The organism is Sphingobacterium zeae (genome assembly GCF_030818895.1).
Lineage (GTDB): Bacteria > Bacteroidota > Bacteroidia > Sphingobacteriales > Sphingobacteriaceae > Sphingobacterium > Sphingobacterium zeae.
The window spans coordinates 3,399,778-3,412,594 of sequence record NZ_JAUTBA010000001.1 but is presented as its reverse complement, the minus strand read 5'-3'; the positions used below and the strand labels follow the sequence as shown (position 1 = coordinate 3,412,594).

Annotated in this window: 10 protein-coding genes; 6 read left to right on the top strand and 4 right to left on the bottom strand. The window is 41.4% G+C overall.

Annotation, left to right across the window (positions count from 1 at the left end):
• Positions 1 to 3 precede the first annotated feature (3 nt).
• The gene (locus QE382_RS14380) at positions 4 to 504 is read right to left on the bottom strand and encodes a hypothetical protein (protein WP_307186509.1); all 501 of its coding nucleotides are present in this window, start codon (positions 502 to 504) and stop codon (positions 4 to 6) included.
• A gap of 230 nt (positions 505 to 734) precedes the next feature.
• On the opposite strand from QE382_RS14380, the gene QE382_RS14375 reads away from it, so the two are divergent.
• From QE382_RS14375 to QE382_RS14355, 5 genes are all read left to right on the top strand, one after another.
• Entirely contained in the window at positions 735 to 1,391 is a 657-nt protein-coding gene (locus QE382_RS14375) for a response regulator transcription factor (protein WP_307186508.1), read from the top strand.
• A gap of 181 nt (positions 1,392 to 1,572) precedes the next feature.
• Positions 1,573 to 2,739 carry an alpha-hydroxy acid oxidase gene (locus tag QE382_RS14370; protein ID WP_307186507.1) on the top strand — a complete coding sequence of 389 codons (1,167 nt, stop codon included), beginning with the start codon at positions 1,573 to 1,575 and terminating at the stop codon, positions 2,737 to 2,739.
• Positions 2,740 to 3,202: 463 nt separating this feature from the next.
• On the top strand, positions 3,203 to 3,532 hold the full coding sequence (locus QE382_RS14365) for a DUF6660 family protein (RefSeq protein WP_307186506.1): 330 nt from the start codon (positions 3,203 to 3,205) through the stop codon (positions 3,530 to 3,532).
• Between the two features lie 152 nt (positions 3,533 to 3,684).
• Entirely contained in the window at positions 3,685 to 8,007 is a 4,323-nt protein-coding gene (locus tag QE382_RS14360; protein ID WP_307186505.1) for a CusA/CzcA family heavy metal efflux RND transporter, read from the top strand.
• 7 nt (positions 8,008 to 8,014) lie between these two features.
• Positions 8,015 to 9,325, top strand: a complete 1,311-nt coding sequence (locus QE382_RS14355; protein ID WP_307186504.1) for an efflux RND transporter periplasmic adaptor subunit — start codon at positions 8,015 to 8,017, stop codon at positions 9,323 to 9,325.
• Between the two features lie 132 nt (positions 9,326 to 9,457).
• Here the strand turns inward: QE382_RS14355 and QE382_RS14350 are convergent, their stop codons facing one another.
• From QE382_RS14350 to QE382_RS23585, 3 genes are all read right to left on the bottom strand, one after another.
• Entirely contained in the window at positions 9,458 to 10,693 is a 1,236-nt protein-coding gene (locus QE382_RS14350; RefSeq protein WP_307186503.1) for a TCR/Tet family MFS transporter, read from the bottom strand.
• 84 nt (positions 10,694 to 10,777) lie between these two features.
• Positions 10,778 to 11,260, bottom strand: a complete 483-nt coding sequence (locus QE382_RS14345; RefSeq protein ID WP_307186502.1) for an OsmC family protein — start codon at positions 11,258 to 11,260, stop codon at positions 10,778 to 10,780.
• Positions 11,238 to 11,417, bottom strand: coding sequence for a DinB family protein (locus tag QE382_RS23585; RefSeq protein ID WP_370877878.1), 180 nt, complete (start codon positions 11,415 to 11,417; stop codon positions 11,238 to 11,240). The genes QE382_RS14345 and QE382_RS23585 overlap by 23 nt, the downstream gene beginning before the upstream one ends.
• Before the next feature lie 273 nt (positions 11,418 to 11,690).
• On the opposite strand from QE382_RS23585, the gene QE382_RS14340 reads away from it, so the two are divergent.
• Complete coding sequence (locus QE382_RS14340) at positions 11,691 to 12,800, top strand: sensor histidine kinase (RefSeq protein WP_307186501.1); 1,110 nt, start codon at positions 11,691 to 11,693, stop codon at positions 12,798 to 12,800.
• The last annotated feature ends 17 nt before the right edge of the window (positions 12,801 to 12,817 follow it).

The following is a 12,817-nucleotide window of genomic DNA, read 5'->3' as shown; positions in this document are numbered from 1 at the left end:
AGGCTATTTACTTCCAGATCGGTAATAAATCCAGCCCTGCAAATTTTCCAGTTCGTCACTATTTTTGAGATCTATCAGATTATTTATGCCTAATTTAGCGGATAATGCTCCAAATTCATCAATTTCGTGAACAGGATAAAATAGTGCATTTTCATTGGGCATGTCTACATTACCCTGCAGCCATTTATAGCCCGCAGCTCGCAGGTTGTCGATAAAAGTATCAGTGACTGCCTCCAAATAATGCATCATTTTATTGATCCAAATAAGCTCGTCATTAGTTCGCTCAGGATAATGCTCTGCTACATAATCTTGTATTAGTTGCTCGCCCTCTAAGTCCCAACCGTCGCGAATCATCGCCAAACCCATCGCTCTCACTTCCTCTTGATAAAAATCTTGGCCGTAAATCATATTGATATCCCCGGCTATAGGGCTCTCTTCAATTTTGGCTCGTAAGGCCATTTGTCTATTAAGTAGTTCGTGTACGTAGTCGAATGTTTGTTCCATAATACAGATACTTGGTTTTAATTTATTTATTAAGTGAACACAGGTCGAGAACTTAGGGTTTGTTTTAGAAGAGAATAAAAAATGATGATGCTTACATTTTGATGGATGGGGCATTTATTAGAGCGTATTTGTATTTACTCAACATTTTTTTATTAAAACATTTTTGGTGTGAAAGCTGTTTCTTCCAAAATCAGTTACTCAACTAAACTAAAACGAAAATACAGAAAGCTATGAAACAGTTGCTTTTGGTGGATGATCATACATTGGTGCGATCTGGTTTCCAACTAATATTAGAGGCACAACAAGACATCACTGTAATAGCAGGGGTCGAAAATGGTGAAAAAGCCATGGAATATCTAAACAGTTCATCGAAGCCTGATATCATTTTAACAGATATTCATATGGAGCAGATGGATGGCATTCAGCTCATTCAAGCAGTAAAGAAGAAATATGAGGATATAAAAATCATCGTTTTATCGATGGAAGATAATATTCACGTTGTCCAGGAAATTTTAAACCTCGGTGCCGATGGCTATTTGTCGAAAGATTCTAATGTGGAGGAAATTCTTTTTGGAATCCAGCAGGTTATCCGAGGTGAGCAATATATTAGTGCATCACTGAGTATTGATATTATTCGAAATTTATCAAAATATAGCCAGATGGATGTAGACCGAAGCGCAATAATGACCAGATATGATATTTCTGAACGGGAGTTATCCGTACTGGAATTGATTGCACAAGGGCATACGAATGCTGAAATAGCGGATCAGATCTATTTAAGCAAAAGGACGGTCGAAGGGCATAGGCAACAATTAATCGAGAAAACAGGATCCAAAAATACTGCAGGACTTGTCCGCTTTGGTTTTCAGAAAAAATTATTGAGCTAAGGTGGAGTGTTGTGCTAAAAAAGCGATGGGCTCATAGCCTTATAATATCGGCTTAAAGCAATAATTTCTATTTCAACGGCATGATTGAATTTTTATAATAGTTATAATTATTTTGCATTTGAAATGCATTTTATCTAAGTTTGGCGCGCAGTTATAGACTATTTGTAAATAAAAATCAATCATGAGCCAAAAATTTGAATATAATACGCGTTATCCTTCTGTTGAAGATCTAAAGATTAAAGCGAGGAAAAGGATTCCCCGATTTGCATTTGATTATTTGACCGGAGGAGCAAACGAAGAATTGAATCTCGCTAGAAATGAAAACGATTTTGATAACATTTTGTTAAAACCGCAATACCTATTAGCGAGCGATGAAATAGATCTTTCTGTCGAGTTGTTTGGTCGCCGTTATAGCGCGCCATTTGGTGTTTCGCCCATTGGACTTCAAGGACTGATGTGGCCGAATGCGCCGGAAATTCTTGCGAAAGCGGCTGCGGAAAATGATATTCCCTATATTTTGAGTACCGTATCAACAAGTAGTATTGAGCGTATTGCCGAAGTGTCAGATGGGAAAGCATGGTTTCAGCTCTATCATCCTACCGAGAATAAATTGCGAGATGATATTATTAAGCGTTTACAGGTTGTCGAATGTCCAGTATTGGTGGTATTGGTCGACGTACCGGCGTTCGGACTTCGGTATCGCGAAATAAAAAGTGGATTGTCCATGCCGCCTAAAATGAGCGTTTCGAATATTTTGCAAACATTCGCATGTCCAACTTGGGGTATTGAGACGCTAAGACATGGTATTCCTTCTTTCGCTACTTTAAAACCTTATATGGAAAAAGGTCTTGACTTGGCCCAATTGGGACAGTTTATGAATAAGACATTTACGGGTAAAGTTGATGTTGAAAAGATTAAAGCAATAAGGGATCTATGGAAAGGCCCATTGGTGCTGAAGGGAATCGCAACAGATGAAGATATGCAGGCTTCCATCGCATTGGGAGTTGATGGTGTGATTGTTTCAAATCATGGTGGACGACAGCTGGACGCAAGTGAGTCTTCGATCAATTCATTAATTCGTTTGGCTAGTAATCCCGAATATAAAAAGAATATAAAAATAATGTTGGACGGTGGGATTCGCTCGGGTGTTGATTTGGCGCGTGCTCACGCTGTCGGATCGGAATTCAATTTTATGGGAAGGCCTTTTATGTACGGTGTAGGCGCGTTAGGTGCAGCAGGTGGCAAACATACCATCAATATGTTCAAGACACATTTGTATCAGGTCATGAAGCAGTTGAGTCTTTCAAAGATAGCGGATTTTCCACAGCGTCTACAGTCTATTCTTTAACGCTCCTGTTCGTAAATATCATCAATCTAGCCTTGTAGTAGGCTTATGCCGATAATTTTTTTACAACTTTGCTTGTCGCTTATTCTTTTTATGTCATCTCAAAGTGCAAAAACCAAAAATCAACGCTTTACCAAATTTGGCGTCTTGACAGTGTTTGTTCAGTGCTTGTTCAGTGATCGTTCAGTGCTTGTTCAGTAATAACTGAATAAGCACTGAATGATCACTGTGAAATAATTGACGTAAAATTGTTGTTTGGTATAATTTGGTATTACTATGATTTAGTTTGCATTGCTTGCCGAAACAGGAAATTACGGCGATTATCAAAAATGGCATTAGTTAGGACTGTTTTCCACAAGGGAGAAAGTCAAAATGGGTTTGATCGATAGCAAAAGTTGATGTGGCGTAAGAGAATTTTTAAGTCAACGGAGCGTATTTTGATTTAATTTATTAAATTTGCGTATTGATGAGATTAATTGTTTTCATATTGATAGCATATATTCTGGGACTTTCCTTTGTCCCGTGCAGCGATTCGAACAATCACTGTGAGCAGTCTGCTATGGAAGCAAAGCTAAATCAAACACACAACCATGGTGATGATGCATCTGATGCCTGTTCAATTTTCTGTTATTGCAATTGTTGCAGTGGAAATATAACGGCTTATGCCTATCAATTCCCACAAATTGCGGGTGTTCCGGTTTCTATTTATTTTGACAATCGTATACCTGTCCTCAATACCCCAATTCTTTCTAGCTATTGTGGAAGCATCTGGCAGCCGCCAAAGGTTAATGCTTAATTTTTCGTAAAAATTCTAAAAACAAATCTGATAGAGCATCCTATGCTGTTCTTTATTCAGCTTTGTGCTCTGAATACGCTTGTTGTATGGTATGACGACAAAAGATGAGCTATTCTAACGAGCTATTAGTTAAGCATTAATCACGTATAATTGTGTTAGATCATATTATAAAATTTAGCATTAAGAACAAGATTGTTATCGGTTTAATGACCTTGTTGCTGATCATTTGGGGGGCATGGAGTGCAACAAAACTGCCCATAGATGCCGTTCCCGATATTACCAATAATCAGGTCCAGATCTTTACCTCTTGTCCAACGCTTGCTGGACAGGAAGTGGAGCAGTTGGTTACTTTTCCAATTGAACAAAGTATTGCGACTGTACCCAAAATTGAGGAGATCAGGAGTATTTCACGCTTCGGGCTTTCCGTCATTACCGTTGTTTTTGACGATGATGTAGATATCTATTTTGCCCGGCAGCTGATTGGTGAGCGTTTAAAAGAAGCGGTGGATCAGATTCCGCAGGGTATTGGTAAACCTGAGCTCGCTCCAGTGAGTACTGGACTGGGAGAAGTATATCAATATATCATCCATCCCAAAAAGGGAAGCGAAAAGAAATACAACGCAAAAGATTTGCGCACCATGCAAGATTGGATTGTTGCCCGTCAGCTCTATGGCACACCTGGAATTGCCGAGGTCAATAGTTTCGGTGGTGAGCTCAAACAATATGAAGTAGCTGTTGACCCGAATAGACTTAAGGCGATGAATATCACCATTCCAGAGCTATTTACTGCCTTAGAGAAAAACAATCAAAATACAGGTGGTGCCTATATTGATAAAAAGCCGAATGCTTACTTTATCCGGGGAATTGGGCTGGCAACCTCCTTGGAAGACGTCAGAAATATTGCCATCCGAAAATCAGGAGCAATACCGATTTATGTAAAAGATGTTGCGGATGTACGTTTTGGTCACGCTGTGCGCTATGGTGCCTTGACCTACAATGGTGAGGTCGATGCTGTGGGAGGTGTCGTCATGATGCTAAAGGGTGAAAACAGCAACGAGGTAGTCAATCGGGTAAAAGAAAAACTACCGACTATTCAAAAGTCGCTGCCTGATGATGTGGTTATAGAGCCCTATTTGGACCGGACAGACCTTGTTGGGCGTGCGATCAGTACCGTTGAAAAAAATCTGATTGAAGGTGCGCTGATCGTTATTTTTGTCCTGGTCTTATTTCTTGGGAACTTGCGGGCAGGTCTTATTGTGGCTTCGGCGATTCCGCTGGCGCTGCTGTTTGCACTTGGACTGATGAACGTTTTCGGCGTAAGCGCCAATTTAATGAGTTTGGGTGCGATAGACTTCGGTTTGATTGTAGACGGAGCCGTCATTGTGGTGGAAGCTACACTACACCATTTAGGCTTACGAAAGTCAACCGAGAAATTGACCCAGGCCGAAATGGACCATGAGGTATTTGAGTCTGCTTCAAAGATTCGTACCAGTGCGGCCTTTGGTGAGATTATTATTCTTATTGTCTATATTCCAATTTTAACATTGGTGGGTGTTGAAGGAAAAATGTTTCGTCCAATGGCACAAACAGTTGGGTTTGCCATTTTCGGGGCATTGATTCTCTCGTTAACCTATATCCCCATGATGTGTGCTCTGTTCCTGCCGAAAAAATACAGCGACAAGAAAACGTTGAGTGACCGGATGATTGCGGGACTGCAACGTATTTATGCGCCTTTATTACAAAAAGCCATTCGGTTTAAATACCTAATCGTGAGTTTAACTGTTGCCATTTTTGCTTTGTCGGCTATCTTTTTTAAGAACATGGGAGGCGAGTTTATTCCACAGTTGCAGGAAGGTGATTATGCTTTCCATTGTATTCTACCACAAGGAAGCTCACTTTCGCAGAGTATTGAAACCTCCATGCAGGCTTCCCGTATTATCAAAGAGTTGGATGAAGTAAAGATGGTGGTCGGTAAAACAGGAGCTGCAGAGGTGCCGACAGACCCTATGCCGCCGGAAGCGACAGACATTATGGTGGTATTGAAGCCTCAAAAAGAATGGAAGTCTGGGCGTTCTTATGAAGAACTGGGGGGCGCTATTCTGGAGAAACTAACAGTAATTCCGGGTGTCTTCTTTGAAAAAAACCAACCTATTCAAATGCGTTTCAATGAACTAATGACGGGTATCCGTCAGGATGTGGCTGTAAAGATCTTCGGTGAAAACATCGACTCGCTGGCCGCTTACGCCAATGTGGTTGCCGCGCAGATTCAATCCGTGCAAGGGGCAACATCTCCACAAGTGGAGCGCGTATCCGGTCTCCCGCAAATCAATATCGTTTATGATCGCACCCGTATTGCAAATTATGGGTTGACCATTCAGGATGTCAACGACGTGGTGAGTACGGCTTTTGCGGGTCGGAGCACGGGACAGATCTATGAAAATGAACGTCGCTTTGATTTGGTCGTCCGGTTAGATGCAACGCATCGAAATAGCATTGATGATGTGCGTAATCTGATGATTCCTACAGATACCGGTACGCAGATCCCGCTTTCTCAGGTTGCTGCCATTGATTACAAATTGGGGCCGGCCCAGATCAGCCGCGAAGCGGGTAAACGAAGAATTGTGATCGGTTTTAATGTGGCCGGGCGGGATGTTCAAACCGTCGTAAAAGATATCCAACAACAATTGGCTGCACATGTAAAACTTCCTGCAGGGTATTATTTCACCTATGGGGGGCAGTTTGAGAATTTACAGAAGGCGAGCTCACGCTTGTTGATTGCTGTGCCAGTTTCCTTATTGCTTATTTTTATGCTGTTGTATTTCACATTTCATTCCTTTAAGCAGGCGACGCTCATTTTTACCGCAATACCAATGAGTGCTATCGGGGGTGTATTTGCGTTGATGTTGCGCGGCATGCCTTTCAGCATTAGTGCCGGTATCGGTTTTATTGCACTGTTTGGTGTGGCTGTACTCAACGGTATCGTTTTAATTGGGACATTCAATCAGTTGAAAAAAGAGGGTGTCGATGATATTTTTCAACGCGTTAAAGAAGGTACATTGACTCGTTTACGTCCAGTACTCATGACTGCGACCGTGGCTTCACTGGGCTTTTTACCGATGGCAATAAGTACAAGTGCCGGTGCTGAAGTTCAGAAACCTTTGGCAACGGTTGTTATTGGCGGATTGGTAACGGCAACATTCCTGACCTTGTTTGTGCTACCCTTATTGTATATCATTTTTAATTCTAAATGGAATATGAAACGGAGTAGCGGTGCTAAGACCATCGTCACAATACTTGCTTTCCTATTTATGGCTTTGGGATCTCAGGTGTTTGGCCAAGAGCGCATTGCTGTCACAGAAGCTGTAGAAACTGCGCTGAAGAACAATCGTCAGTTTCAGATCAACCAGGCTGAAATCGTGGGCGCTGGTTTCAATGTTAAGACGGCGACTGAAATCCCCAAGACCGGGATTTTTGCAGAAAATGAAGATTACCGCCCTTCGGATAAGGCCGGCTTATTGAAAATTGGTATAACGCAAAGTATTGCCTGGCCTGGACTCTACACTGCGCGTAAAGATTATTTTAAACAACAATTGAAATATGCCAATTTAAATACGGATGTATTGAAAACTGCGATTACCAAAGACGTGAGGACGGCCTATTTTCAACTCTGGTATCTCCAGGACCGCCAAAAACTGTATATGGAGTTGGACAGTATCTACAGCGGCATGTTTAAAGCAACAGAATTACGTTTTAAGACTGGTGACGTCGCTGCGCTGGATAAGATCGCCGCAGAAGCAAAGCTGAAAGAGCTGCAGGCACAACTTGTTCAAAACAAAAAGGATATCATTATTCAGCAACAGCAATTGATGATGTTGTTAGACCGTAATGAGTGGATGCTTCCTTTGGATCAGCCCTTGGAGAAGGTTGTCGTGGACGCCAGTCCATCAGATGAAACGGCACATCCTTTACTGGTTTTACAGCAGCAAAATCTAAATATCGCTTCATCAAACATCAGTGTTCAGAAAAATACCAATAAGCCTGAGTTCTCGGGTCGATTTTTCTCCCAACGTGTTTGGGGAGCCAAAGATCCATTATCGGGATTCTCGGTCTCCGCATCCTTCCCGGTCTTTAGCCTAGGCGCCTATAAAAGTAAAGTAAAAGTTGCCAACGCTGAATTGGAAGTTCAACAGCGTAAGTTGGAATATGATACGCAGGTATTCCAGACAAATAAAGGCAATGCACTTGCTGAAATTGATAAGAATAGTGCATTGCTGCAATTTTACGAGTCTTCGGGGTTAAAGCAAGCTGATGCAATCATTAAAGCAGCTAGTTTGGGTTATAGAACGGGAGAGATCAATTTTGCTGAATTAAGTCAATTTTTGAGTCAGGCCATTGGGATTCGTCAGAATTATTTAGAGGTCCTCAATCAGTATAATCAATCAGCAATTCAATATAATTACTTCAATAACAAATAAGGCAACAATGAAAGTTTTCATAAAGATATTTATCGTATGTGTAGCCGTTACTGGTTTTTACGGTTGCGGTTCTAATGAGTCGGAGCGTAACGGTCAACCGGCGGGAGAGGAAGCACGCAAAGCCGAAGCGGAGCATGAGGAAGGGCCGGTTACCGTAGCGGCACTGAGTGAGGCGCAAATAAAAGCTGTGGGCATCGTTTTTGGCGGTATTGAAGAGAAGGAACTAACGGCTACCATTAAGGCCAATGGACTTCTGAGTGTTCCAAATAACAATAAAGCGAATGCGACGGCGCTTTATGGTGGTGTGGTGAAGACATTGAATGTGCAGCTGGGGGACAATGTGCGTAAGGGGCAGGTGATCGCCACCATTACAAACCCCCAGTTTGTACAGTTGCAGGAGGAATACGTTTCCCTGGCAAGTAAGATTACCTTGGCCGAACAAGAAATGGCAAGGCAACAGGAGCTCAATGAAGGCAATGCGGGCGCACGGAAAAATCTGCAGGCCGCAACAGCAGAATTCAACAGCTTACGGGCCCGAAAGGCTTCTTTGCAACAACAGATCCAATTGATGGGCATTAACCCCAATAGCGTGAATTTGTCCAATATGCGCACTTCATTGGCCGTGAGAAGCCCTATCAATGGAACAGTGAGTAATGTCTTTGCGAAAATAGGGAGTTATGTGGATGTCTCTTCGCCGGTGATTGAGATTGTTGACAATAGTCTGCTGCACTTGGATCTGCAGGTATTTGAGAAGGATCTCCCCTTGATTAAAGTGGGCCAGATCATCAACTTCCAACTGACAAACAATCCAGACAAAACGTATACCGCGAAAGTCTTTACCATCGGTTCTTCCTTTGAAAACGATAGCAAGACCATCGCTGTGCACAGTACGGTTGTAGGCAGCAAAGTGGGCTTGATTGATGGAATGAACATTACGGGGATGATCGGTATCAATAATGTGCGGACTCCGGCTGTTCCGAATGACGCCATTGTGGAGGCCGACGGCAAGTATTATATTTTTGTGGAAACCGAGAAAAAACCTGAGGAGCATGAGGAAGGGCACGACGATCACGGGCATGCACACGATGATGGTGAAGCAACACATGCGCACAGCAACGAGAAAGAGGCTGGTCAGCATGGAGAAGAACAGGCGAAGAACATCAATTTTGAAAAAATTGAGATTCAAAAAGGCGTGTCTGCTTTGGGGTATACGGCGATTACCCCGGTTAATGAAGTTCCTGCCGGAACGAGAATTGTCGTAAAGGGTGCCTTTTTTATCAACGCTAAAATGAGCAATACAGGTGGGCACGAACATTAGTTGAACGTATTTGTTAACATAATGGAATCAAATAATGTCATCTACATAAACTGAAAGCTAAGGCAGTCAGCCATGCTATATGCTCGTTTCGTAGGATCGCGCAACATAATGAAAATCCATTGACGGATATTATTAAAGCTGATTTATCTGTTGTTTCCGCTTCTTCTTAAATGCACTATATACAATTATTACACTTATTGACATCAGAACAAATGCCAAGAAAAATGGTGCGCCGGAGAATTTAAAGGGTGCGTTGTCATGAGTAAAGTAATAGAAAAGATTGGTCATCATCGGAGGGCCAATGATTGACGTTGCACTCATCAGGCTGGTTAGTGCGCCTTGAAGTTCCCCCTGCTCGTTTGACGGAACATTTTTGGTTATCACAGATTGTAAGGCTGGGCCACAAATACCGCCGAGGCAGTAGGGGATCAGGAATACGAACATCATCCATCCCTGGCTCGCAAATGAGAACAGCAATAAGCCAATGGCATAGAGGGTAAGGCCATAAAAAATGCTTTTCTGTTCACCAAGTTTGGGTGTTGTCCATCGAATCAAGATGCCCTGAACCAACCCGATCAGCAAACCAATGACACCCAACGAAATACCGACCATTCTCTCAGTCCAATTGAATTTGTACATGGTGAAAAAATTCCAATTGCTCTGAACCGCATGTCCTGCAATATATATTAAAATTAAAGCAACGATTAAACCGGATATTTCCGGATGTTTTCCGAGAAATTTAAAAGATCCAACAGGATTGGCGCGTTTCCAGTCAAAGGGCCTGCGTTTTTCTTTGTTTAAGCTTTCAGGTAAGATAAAATAGCCATACAGGAAGTTTAGCATGCACAACCCAGCGGCGGCATAAAATGGAACTCTAGCGCCATAGTGGCCGAGGAGACCTCCGATAACAGGACCGATGATGAAGCCTAAACCAAATGCAGCACCTATCAAACCAAAGTTCTTTGCCCGATCTTCATCCGTTGATATATCCGCGATATAGGCACTCGCCGTTGTAAAACTGGCTCCAGTCAATCCGGCAATAACTCTTCCCAAGAAAAGCCATCCTATGGTTGGAGCAAGGGCCAGAAAGATATAGTCTACCGCGAATCCAAAAAGGGAAATCAATATAACAGGCCTTCTCCCATATTTATCACTGAGATTGCCAACGACAGGAGAAAATATGAACTGCGTAAAAGCGTAAGCAAATCCAAGCCAGCCACCATATTTAGCCGCTTCACTGATGTCACTATGTATCAGTTCCTCAATAAGTTTAGGAACAACAGGAATAATGATTCCCCAACCTGTAATATCGATGAGTAATGTGATAAATATAAATCCGATTGCTGCTTTTTTCTTGGAATTTTCCATTATGTTCCAAAAATAATCAAATCCTTAAAAACTTGTATGTTATTTAATTACTAATTTGTGATCCGTCTTTTATTTTCGATCGCACTAAGATGCTGTATTGATGGCTTTACATGTCGGATGGTGCAGTATCTTGAAATTACATGAATTGGCAATAAAACAAAGTTTGTTTGCTTGTGTATGTAGCGATAAAGCAAGGTCTATTTGAGAAGCATCTGCGATAATCACTTCAGGGTATAATGTAACCGCTGTAAAACGGCCGCTGCCATCTCTTTCAGTTGCCAAGGTAGCAAGGGCATTATCAGTATACGATAGAACCTGAATGCTGTGTTGCGAACATACATATAGATAGGACATCATATGGCAAGAAACTAGGCTGCTGAGCAGCAGATCTTCTGGATTGTATAATAGGGGGTCGCCCTTGAATGCTTTTGCGGCTGAGACGTGAAGATCTGCTTTTCCCTCAATTGCAATGGAGTGGTTTTTATTATAAATTTTTAATCCCTGAAGATTGGGCTTTTCTGCATGATGCCAAGTTAGAGATGCTTTAAAAATGTGTTTGTAACTCATTTAATAAGAGTGAGAGTTGATTGTAAAATTGGAAATTGTGTATACCTTTAAGCTCAACGCCATTTCGTCTCATTTCACTCGCTATTTGCGCCCTATGGTAAGTGCCATGATTAAATACGTGTAAGAGGATATCGTTGACCTTATTATGAAAAGCCATAGCCGCAGGTAAGAATGGGGCGTTTTCTCGCTTTCTTTTTCCAGTTTTTCCAGTAGTACTGTATTCGCCCAGTTATTATATAACCATAGCTGCGTAAATGTAGTTGACATCGAATTGTTGCTTTTGTCGGTTCTGTAAAGTTAAATATAAGGAAGATAGTAATAGCTTTTTGTCTCAAAAATGTCTTTTTGCTGCATTACTTGACGATTTACATTCGTACAAACTAAATGATATTTTTATATTAGACTGATATTATTGACAGGTATGCTATCTATGAACAGTTTTTTCCAAAATTACAATACGGGAAAACGTATTATTCTCCATTTGTGTTTTTGGTTTTTGGTTTTGGGAATGCAATTTATTTCCTATCAACGGATAGACATTGATAATTCGTGGATATTGTTTCTAAAGGACGTATTTTCGTTATTGACCATATTTTATGTGACAGCTTATGTTATTATTCCGCGTTGGTTTATTCCCGGAAAGTTTTTGCTGTGTATGTTATGGCTATTGTTTATTTATGCCTGGTGGTCGTTTCTAAGTTATTTTGGCGCCCTATTAACGTTAAAATATTTGACACCAGATATTCGTTTAGCAAGTTATCTCGAAATAGTACAAAGTAATGGAATCTTTGGAGCCTTTCGGCTTTCTTCCCTTAGCGATTATTTATTGGATTTTATTTTTTTAGTGGCCCTACCATTGACCGTAAAAATAGTACAGGCATTTATGTCTGTCAAAAATTCCAAAACGAAGCTCGAACTGAAAAATGCCGCATTGGAATTAAACAACGTTCAGTTGGAGCTCGCTTTCCTAAAATACCAGATCAACCCTCATTTTTTACTTAATACACTTTATAGCATCTATGTACTGGTATCCGATCGTGATGAAAGAGGTGGCGAAAGTATGATGCGTTTAAGTAGTATTATGGTGTACCTGCTTCACGAGAGCAATCAGCCCAAGGTGGATATTAGTCGCGAATTTCAACTGCTAAAGGATTATGTTGAATTGGAAAAGTTGCGTTATAGTGAGACCGTGCAGATCAATCTAAATCTAGCGGCTGATGACGAGAACTGTATGATGGTGCCCCTGATCTTCTTTCCGTTTGTAGAAAATGCATTTAAGCATGGACCTCGTCTAAGCTCTTCGGCGGGATGGATATCCATAGACATTAAAGTGAAGGACCATAAGGTGCATTTGAACGTGTCCAATGCGTATAGAGAACTTTCAAAACCAGAAAATTATATCGGTGGATTAGGGATAGAAAATGTAAGAAAACGACTGGAACTTCACTATCCGCATCATCACATTTTGGAAATAAAGTCAAATGAGGGTGTGTTTACTGTTAATCTTGTCGTAACTTTACTCCCTGAAGAACAGCCGTAGCACCAAAGCTGTGGATT